General features: G+C 68.9%; 9 protein-coding genes. 3 read left to right on the top strand and 6 right to left on the bottom strand.

Going from position 1 to position 7,101, the window contains the following annotated elements:
• Positions 1–198 precede the first annotated feature (198 nt).
• The 3 genes from FHR04_RS06525 to FHR04_RS06515 all read right to left on the bottom strand — a co-directional run bounded on the left by FHR04_RS06525 (position 199) and on the right by FHR04_RS06515 (position 2,044).
• A complete protein-coding gene (locus FHR04_RS06525) occupies positions 199–927 on the bottom strand; it encodes an SDR family oxidoreductase (protein WP_139401779.1) in 729 nt (242 codons plus the stop codon).
• Positions 928–1,188: 261 nt separating this feature from the next.
• Positions 1,189–1,383, bottom strand: coding sequence for a hypothetical protein (locus tag FHR04_RS06520; protein ID WP_139401777.1), 195 nt, complete (start codon positions 1,381–1,383; stop codon positions 1,189–1,191).
• A 184-nt stretch (positions 1,384–1,567) separates the two neighbouring features.
• Positions 1,568–2,044, bottom strand: coding sequence for a hypothetical protein (locus FHR04_RS06515; protein WP_221265513.1), 477 nt, complete (start codon positions 2,042–2,044; stop codon positions 1,568–1,570).
• Between the two features lie 114 nt (positions 2,045–2,158).
• Here FHR04_RS06515 and FHR04_RS06510 point away from each other — a divergent pair, with 114 nt between their 5' ends.
• Both FHR04_RS06510 and FHR04_RS06505 read left to right on the top strand, forming a co-directional pair.
• On the top strand, positions 2,159–2,791 hold the full coding sequence (locus tag FHR04_RS06510) for a MazG family protein (RefSeq protein ID WP_139401775.1): 633 nt from the start codon (positions 2,159–2,161) through the stop codon (positions 2,789–2,791).
• Entirely contained in the window at positions 2,788–3,399 is a 612-nt protein-coding gene (locus FHR04_RS06505) for an NUDIX hydrolase (RefSeq protein ID WP_375782579.1), read from the top strand. Before FHR04_RS06510 ends, FHR04_RS06505 begins: the two co-directional genes overlap by 4 nt.
• A gap of 67 nt (positions 3,400–3,466) precedes the next feature.
• Here FHR04_RS06505 and FHR04_RS06500 read toward each other — a convergent pair whose 3' ends face one another.
• On the bottom strand, positions 3,467–4,480 hold the full coding sequence (locus FHR04_RS06500; protein ID WP_039683769.1) for a DUF4384 domain-containing protein: 1,014 nt from the start codon (positions 4,478–4,480) through the stop codon (positions 3,467–3,469).
• A 335-nt stretch (positions 4,481–4,815) separates the two neighbouring features.
• Here FHR04_RS06500 and mntE point away from each other — a divergent pair, with 335 nt between their 5' ends.
• Positions 4,816–5,748: a manganese efflux transporter MntE gene (gene mntE, locus FHR04_RS06495; RefSeq protein WP_052195333.1), complete on the top strand. Its 933-nt coding sequence runs from the start codon at positions 4,816–4,818 to the stop codon at positions 5,746–5,748.
• Positions 5,749–5,762: 14 nt separating this feature from the next.
• Here the strand turns inward: mntE and FHR04_RS06490 are convergent, their stop codons facing one another.
• Positions 5,763–6,344, bottom strand: a complete 582-nt coding sequence (locus tag FHR04_RS06490) for a 3'-5' exonuclease (RefSeq protein ID WP_249039009.1) — start codon at positions 6,342–6,344, stop codon at positions 5,763–5,765.
• A complete protein-coding gene (locus tag FHR04_RS06485) occupies positions 6,341–6,961 on the bottom strand; it encodes a hypothetical protein (RefSeq protein WP_139401771.1) in 621 nt (206 codons plus the stop codon). Before FHR04_RS06485 ends, FHR04_RS06490 begins: the two co-directional genes overlap by 4 nt.
• Between the last annotated feature and the right edge of the window lie 140 nt (positions 6,962–7,101).

The following is a 7,101-nucleotide window of genomic DNA, read 5'->3' as shown; positions in this document are numbered from 1 at the left end:
ATGCTGGACTGGACAGGCGGGGTTCTGACAGACGAAACTCTCGAGTGGGAGCTCTTTTGACACGTCCGGGGATAGGCCCCGGACGCTCTCATTTCAGTGGTGTCGGGCATGGTTCCAGCCAACTACCGGATGGAACCGCCCGGCCTCTTTTCGATTTGCTATGGCTTGGCGCCGCTCAAGAGGGACTGAGTGTCGGCCCTATTTCTTCGGCGGCTTGCTAGGCCGCACCTCAACCTTGCTGGGCAGCGTGCGGGCGGGCATGTTCAGCAGGTCCACCGTAAGCTGCGCGATGTCCTCGGGCTGGATTTTCCAGGCGTCAGCGTCGGAGGGCGTGTGCCCGGCAAAGTGGGTCGCCACGCTGCCGGGCATGATCTGCGTCACCTTGATGTCGTGCGCCCTCAGGTCCAGGGTCAGCACCTCGGACAGGCCGTTCAGGCCGAACTTGCTGGCGTTGTAGGCCGCGCCGCCCGCGAACGGGTTCTTGCCCGCCAGGCTGGACAGCGTGAAGATGTAGCCGCCCCGCTTTTTCAGCGCCGGAATGCCCGCCTTGATGGTGTAGAAGGCCCCCGACAGGTTGGTGTCGATCACGGCCTGCCAGTCCTGGATGCTCATGTCGGCCACGTTGTCGAACTTGCCCACACCCGCGTTGACGAACAGCACGTCCAGACCCCCGAAGGCCTCGACATGCCCGTTCACCGCCTGCACCAGGGCTTCCGGGTCACGCACGTCGCAGACCACACCGCGCGCCGTGCCGCCGATCTTGCGGGCCGCCTCGCTGATCTCGGCCTCGTCGCGGCTGGTGATGGTCACGGCGTACCCCGCCACCGCCAGCGCCCGCGCCACCTCATAGCCGATGCCCTTGCTGGCGCCGGTGACAAAGGCGCTGCCGCGCGTTCCTGCCTGTTGCTGTGTTGTCTGGTCAGTCATTGGACGACGCTAACACGCCTGGGCGCCGCCCTCTGGAATCACAAGGCGAGCTAAACCCCGTGGAGCGACGGACGGCTCTGTCCGGTGGTTCCTGGAGCATTTGTCCGAATGGAGGCATCAGAAAAAAGACTTCTGATGCCTCCATTCTCTGCTCCGCAGCTTTGCAAGTCCCAGATGCTCAGCAAAATTCACTCACTTTCTGCGAGCTGTGCCAGTCCGTTCGGTCAAAAGCAAACAGGACTTTTGACAAATGCTCTGGATTCAGCGCCCGTACCACGGCTGGGCTTCCGGATCCCCGGAGTGCCGCAGGTAGGAGTTCACGGCGATGCCCAGGGCACTCAGGCCCGCAAGTCCCGCCGTGCCCATCAGCAAGCCCGCCGGACCAGGCTCTATCACTCCAGCGCCAGCCGTGCCGACCAGACCCGCCGCGATCACCCAGCCCAATCGGCGCCGCACACTGATCGCCACACAACGTTGTAGATACGCTCTTCTCATCACCACCCAACATACTGTTTACCGGACTCTCATGTGCAGAAAATGCCATGGCACACAGCACCCATTGGGGGTGACCCCGCTCCTCGATGAGAGAAGGGGGGCGAGGGCCGTTCGTGGGAAAGGAGAAACGGTCTGGACGTCCCGTTCAGGGCAGCCGCAGGGCCAGCTGGTCGTACACGAAATTGGCGGCCTCCGACTGATGCTGGTAGACGCTCCAGAGGCTGAATTCCTGTCCCACGCTGACCCGCTCTCCCCCCGGCAGCGCGAAATCCAGGCGGGCCGTCAGCTTGAGCCACGGCAACAGCGCGCCGGGCGTCTGCAGCACCGGGGTCACGCGAATGGCCTGCGGGCTGGCCGCGTCCCGGCTGATGGTGGCCCCCGGATAGCGCCGTTTGAGCGCGCCGCCCGCGTCGCGGCGCATGGCGGCCAGGACGCTGGTCTGGTCACTGCCGCCCAGCAGGTTGGGCCCCACCAGCTGCGGGTCCAGGATCACGTAGGTGGCACTGGACAGCCGGGCGCTGCTCCAGTCGGTGGGCAACGGTGCCGCCGGAGTCTGGGCGTGGGCGGACAGCACCAGGGGGCTCAACAGGGCGGCGGACGTCAGGGAGGCTCGCAGGGACATGGTCACAGTGCAGCACAGCCCGTCTGATGGGCCGTGAAGCGGACATGAGGCGCGTGTTGCGCCGCCGCACCAGATCCACAAAACCCCGCCGCCTCAGGCGCTACAGTGGACCGCATGCAGGACCTTCTGAACACCATGCGCCGCCTGCGCGCCCCGGACGGCTGTCCCTGGGACGCCGAGCAGACCCACGCCTCGCTGCGCCCCTACCTGCTGGAGGAAGCGGCCGAGGCGGTGGACGCCATCGACGGCGGCAGCTCGGCGGAGCTGGCCGGGGAACTGGGCGACGTGCTGCTGCAGGTGGCCTTTCACAGCGTGATTGCCGAGGAGGCGGGCACCTTCGGGTACGCGGACGTGGAGGGGTCCATCGTGAGCAAGCTGGTGCGGCGTCACCCGCACGTGTTCGGAGAGACCCAGGTCAGCGGCAGCGCCGAGGTGGTCCGCAACTGGCAGGCCATCAAGGCCGCCGAACAGGGGGGCCAGCCCCGCCGCGCGCTGGACCGGGTGCCTTCGGCGCTGGGGGCGCTGGCCCGTGAGGCAGCGGCGCAGCGGCTGGCGGGCGTCAGCGGGGGCCGGGACCAGCTCTCGGCCGCGCTGGAGGCGGCCCCCGACACGCCGCAGGGGGTGGCCGACGTGCTGGCCGCCGCCGTGGCCTGGGCACGGGCGCACGGCGTAGACGCCGAACTGGCCCTCCGGGACCACACCACGCGCACGCTGGAGGCCCTGCCGGACGAGACCGCCGCCCCGTGAGCGGGCCGTCCCGCACGGACCCGCTTGACGTGTCGCTGCTCGAAGATCCATCCGCCACAGCCGAGCGTGATCCCTGGGCCGGCTGGCTGGCCGGACGCCGCCGTCAGCCGCTGCACCTGCCGCAGTACCGCCCCGCCGCCGTGCTGGTGGCCCTGACCCGTGAGGCGGACCCGCGGGTGCTGCTCACCGTGCGGTCCTCGGAACTGCCCACCCACCGGGGCCAGATCGCCTTTCCGGGCGGCAGTCTGGAGGCCGGCGAGAGCGTGACCGCCGGGGCCTTGCGCGAGGCCTGGGAGGAGGTGGGGCTGGACCCCGCCGCCGTTACCGTGCTGGGCGAGATGGACGACGTGTTCACCCCGGCGGGCTTTCACGTCACGCCGGTGCTGGCGCGCATTCCGGCGCAACCCACGCTGCGGCTGTCCGGCGAGGTGGTCCAGCTGCTGCTGCCACCGCTCTCGGAACTGCGGGCCCTGACGCCGACGCGCGAGGACCGCCAGATGCCGGACGGGCAGCCGGTGGTGCTGTACCGCTATCCCTGGCAGGGCCACGACATCTGGGGCATGACGGCCCGCGTGCTGCACGATCTGCTGACGGACGGACCCAAGTAACGGGCGCCAGCCCGGCACAGAAAAGACCCCGCCGACGAGGCGGGGCATCACAACCACAGGGCTAACGTTAGCGGGTGGGGTTGATGGTGATCTGACCGTTGGTGGTCACGTTGTAGGTGCTCAGGAAGGTGCGGTAGCCGGGGGCGATCATCACGATCTCGTGGCTGCCCCGGTCCACCTGGATGCTCAGGCTGCCGTTGTTGATGGTGCCGGCTTCACGGCCGTCCACGAACACGCGGGCGTTGTTCACGCTGCTGCGAATGGTGATGGTCAGCTGGGTGGGGGCGGGGGGCGTGACCGCGACGAACTCGGCATTCACGTTGGTCGTGGTGCCGGCGCGGATGGCGACGGTGGTGGAGATGTCGCGGTAGCCGGGCGCCTGGATGCGGATGGGGTAGCTGCCGGGACGCAGGTTGTTGTAGGTCACGTTCGCGCCGCCGAGCCGCTGACCGTTGAGGGTCACGGTGGCGTTGTCCACGTTGGCCCCGACGAACAGGCTGCCGGTGCTGATGGGGGTCTGCCCGGCCACCGTGTAGAAGGCCGTATCACTCACCCAGGAGTTCTGGGGAATGGGCGTCACCACGATGCTCAGGGCCTGCGCCAGCCCTGCCTGGCTCTTGGCATTGACGGTGGCGAACTGGTCCTGGGCGGTCTTGAACGAGCTGATCTGGCTCAGGTTCAGTTCGCTCAGGCTGGCCAGGGCCAGCACCTTGTTCTGACCGATGGGGCCGGCGATGTCGAAGGTGAACTTGTCGCCGGGGGCCGGGAAGCTGCGGGTGGTGTTGGCCTTGACGAAGTTGCTGTCGCTCAGGCGGTTGGGCAGAATCTGGTCCACGCTGCCGTCGGGGTTGACGTTGAACAGGTAAACGTAGGCGTCGCGGTTGACGGTGGCGCTGATCACGGCCTTCTCGCCCACCTTGTACGCGGGGTTCTGCGCGCCGCTGGAGTCCTTGTCAATACGCACGCTGACGCTCAGGTCAGGCTGGGTGGGGTTCACGATGATGCTCTGGGCACTGATCTTGGGGGCGGCGGCGGCGGTGGACAGCAGCAGGGCTGCGGGGATCATCAAGAGTTTTTTCACGGGTGGTACCTCCGAGACGCAGGTTAAGGCGGGCAACATGACGGGCCATGAGTGGGGCAGGGGGCAACGTTAATCGTGCTTCAGCTTACGGTCAGCGGGATGACGGGTGGCTGACGTGCGTGCCAGCGGTCCTTTCCGTCGTGCGGTCCCTGTCCGGCCTCCCCCATTGGATCGGCACTTCATGAAGGTGACGGCGACGTGGCCCGGCCCCTGAACTGGAGCCTGAGTTGGAGCAGGGGCCGGGGCTGCCCGCTTCGCCCGCTGGTCCCTGTCTCCGCGTCAGTTCTCGCCTGCAACACGGCATTTGCCGCGCCTAACCCTGTTAGCCTCTGGGAATGAGTGTGTCGCCCTCCACCCACAGCACCCCACGGCCGCAGGGCGGCGGGCGGGCGGCGCGACTGGCGCTGTGGACGGTGCTGGTGGCGCTGGTGGTGCTGGGCCTGAAGTTCGTGGCCTACCTGATGACCGGCAGCGTGGCGCTGTACTCGGACGCGCTGGAAAGCGTGGTGAACGTGGCGGCGGCGCTGGCGGCCCTGATCGCGCTGCGCGTGGCGGCGCTGCCCGCCGACTCCAATCACCCCTACGGCCACACCAAGGCCGAGTACTTCAGCGCGGTGGCCGAGGGGGTGCTGATCGTACTGGCGGCCCTGAGCATCGGGCGCGAGGCGCTGGGCGGGCTGATGGACCCCCGCCCGCTGGACGCGCCGTATCCGGGCCTGCTGGTGAACCTGGGGGCCGGGGTGATCAACGCGCTGTGGGCCACGCGGCTGCTGCGGGCGGGGGCCGAACTGCGCTCCCCGGCACTGGTGGCCGATGGGCGGCACCTGCGAACCGACGTGCTGACCAGCGTGGGCGTGCTGCTGGGCGTGCTGGCCGCCAAACTGACCGGAGCGAACTGGCTGGACCCGGCGCTGGCGCTGCTGGTGGCGGTCAACATCCTGTGGAGCGGCTTTGGCCTGGTGCGCGAGAGCGTGGGCGGCCTGATGGACGCCGCCGTCGACCCGCAGACCGAGGGCCGCATCCGCCGGGTGATGAGCGAACACGGCGACGGCGCGCTGGAAATGCACGACCTGCGGACCCGCCACGCCGGACGGCTGGCCTTTATCGAGTTCCACATGGTGGTGCCCGGCGAGATGTCGGTGCAGGAGGCCCACAGCATCTGTGACCGCCTGGAAGACGCCATCCGCGCCGAGATGCCCGACAGCAGCATCACCATTCACGTGGAGCCGCAGGATAAGGCCAAGCACCACGGCGTGCTGGTGCTGTAGCGACAGGGCCGGAGTCAGCCGGTGGCCGGACCGGCCCCCACCAGCCTCAGCAGTTCCACGTACACCTTGGCCGTCGCGGTGGCGTCTTCCAGCGCGTCGTGGGCCGCGTACTCGATACCGAAATGCTCGGTCAGCTGGGCCAGCGGCGTGCCCACCCCATGCGGCAGCACGCCGGCGTGGATCAGGAACTGGGCGGTCAGCTTGGTGTCCACGTAACTGCTGCGGAACACCCGGCGCAGGTCCGGCAGCAGCGGGCGCAAGAAGCCCAGGTCAAAGCCGAAGTTGTGGCCGCCCAGCATCACCCGGCCCACCCCGGCGGCGTATTCGCGCAGGGCGGCGGCCACCTCCTCGGGCGGCTGGGCGGCGCGGTCATGGTCCAGCAGATCGATGCCGGTCACGGCCAGGGCGCCCGGCTCCACGCAGTATTCGTGATGCCTGACCCGCAGGTGAATGGGCCGTGAAATCTGACCGTCCAGGCCCAGCGTCACGGCCCCCACCGTCAGCAGCGGGTGGCGGGCCGGGTCACGACCCCCGGTTTCCACGTCCAGGAAGATGATCGGCTGGCGCAAGGCAAGGGAGGGGATCACGTCGCTCACGGGCCTGTTCCGGTCATCCCAAATCCCTGCAGTTGCAGGCGGCGGCGGATCAGCGGGTGCGGATCCACGCGCAGGCGTCTCAGGATGTGGGGCGGCAGATCGGTGCGGGCCGACAGGGCCAGCCGCACGCCGTACTCCCCGTCGGTGGAAAACCGCTCGACGAGCTCGGCGCTCAGGTCCGGGTGCTGCGCCACCGCCGCGCGCAGCTGCCATTCGCCCCAGTCGGCCAGCTGGGCCAGCCGCTCCGGACTCAGGCGCGCCCGCCCGGCCACCGCCCAGCGGGCCTGCCGGTCCGGGTGGCGCATGGCCAGTTCCTGCACCCATTCGGGGGCCGTGTCTACCGCCGCCAGCCGGGAGACAGCCAGCCCGGACCACGCCCGGATCTGGCCCGCCTGCGCCAGCCGCAGCAGCGGAAGGGCAGGATTGGCCAGCACCGCCTCCGGAAAGGTCACGGCCAGCTCGCCCAGCAGCGCAACCGGGGTGTTGGGATGGCGGGCCACGGCTTCCAGCACAGGCGGCGGCGCCCCGTGAACCAGGCGCAGCAGCTCGGCGGAAGTGGCGTTCGGTGCGGGCAGACCGGGGGCGGCAGGCGGGGTGAGAGCGGCGGGACCGGGCATCCGCCGTATTGTGCCGCCTGCCCGCCGCCTCGCAACAGCGCCGGGGCCACCATCGCGGCCCACTCAGCTGTCGGCACACAGCCTTCGTAACTAAAAATCCACGTTCCGCCGCCGGGCCGCTTCTATACTCCGGACATCAC

The organism is Deinococcus radiopugnans ATCC 19172 (genome assembly GCF_006335125.1).
GTDB lineage: Bacteria > Deinococcota > Deinococci > Deinococcales > Deinococcaceae > Deinococcus > Deinococcus radiopugnans.
The sequence above is the reverse complement of the archived record's forward strand: the minus strand, read 5'-3'. Positions and strand labels throughout refer to the sequence as shown.

Coding starts and splice junctions, on each gene's coding strand:
- FHR04_RS06485 (WP_139401771.1), bottom strand. CDS start 6,961: ATGCCCGGTCCCGCCGCTCTCACCCCGCCTGCCGCCCCCGGTCTGCCC.
- FHR04_RS06510 (WP_139401775.1), top strand. CDS start 2,159: ATGCAGGACCTTCTGAACACCATGCGCCGCCTGCGCGCCCCGGACGGC.
- FHR04_RS06525 (WP_139401779.1), bottom strand. CDS start 927: ATGACTGACCAGACAACACAGCAACAGGCAGGAACGCGCGGCAGCGCC.
- mntE (WP_052195333.1), top strand. CDS start 4,816: ATGAGTGTGTCGCCCTCCACCCACAGCACCCCACGGCCGCAGGGCGGC.
- FHR04_RS06515 (WP_221265513.1), bottom strand. CDS start 2,044: ATGTCCCTGCGAGCCTCCCTGACGTCCGCCGCCCTGTTGAGCCCCCTG.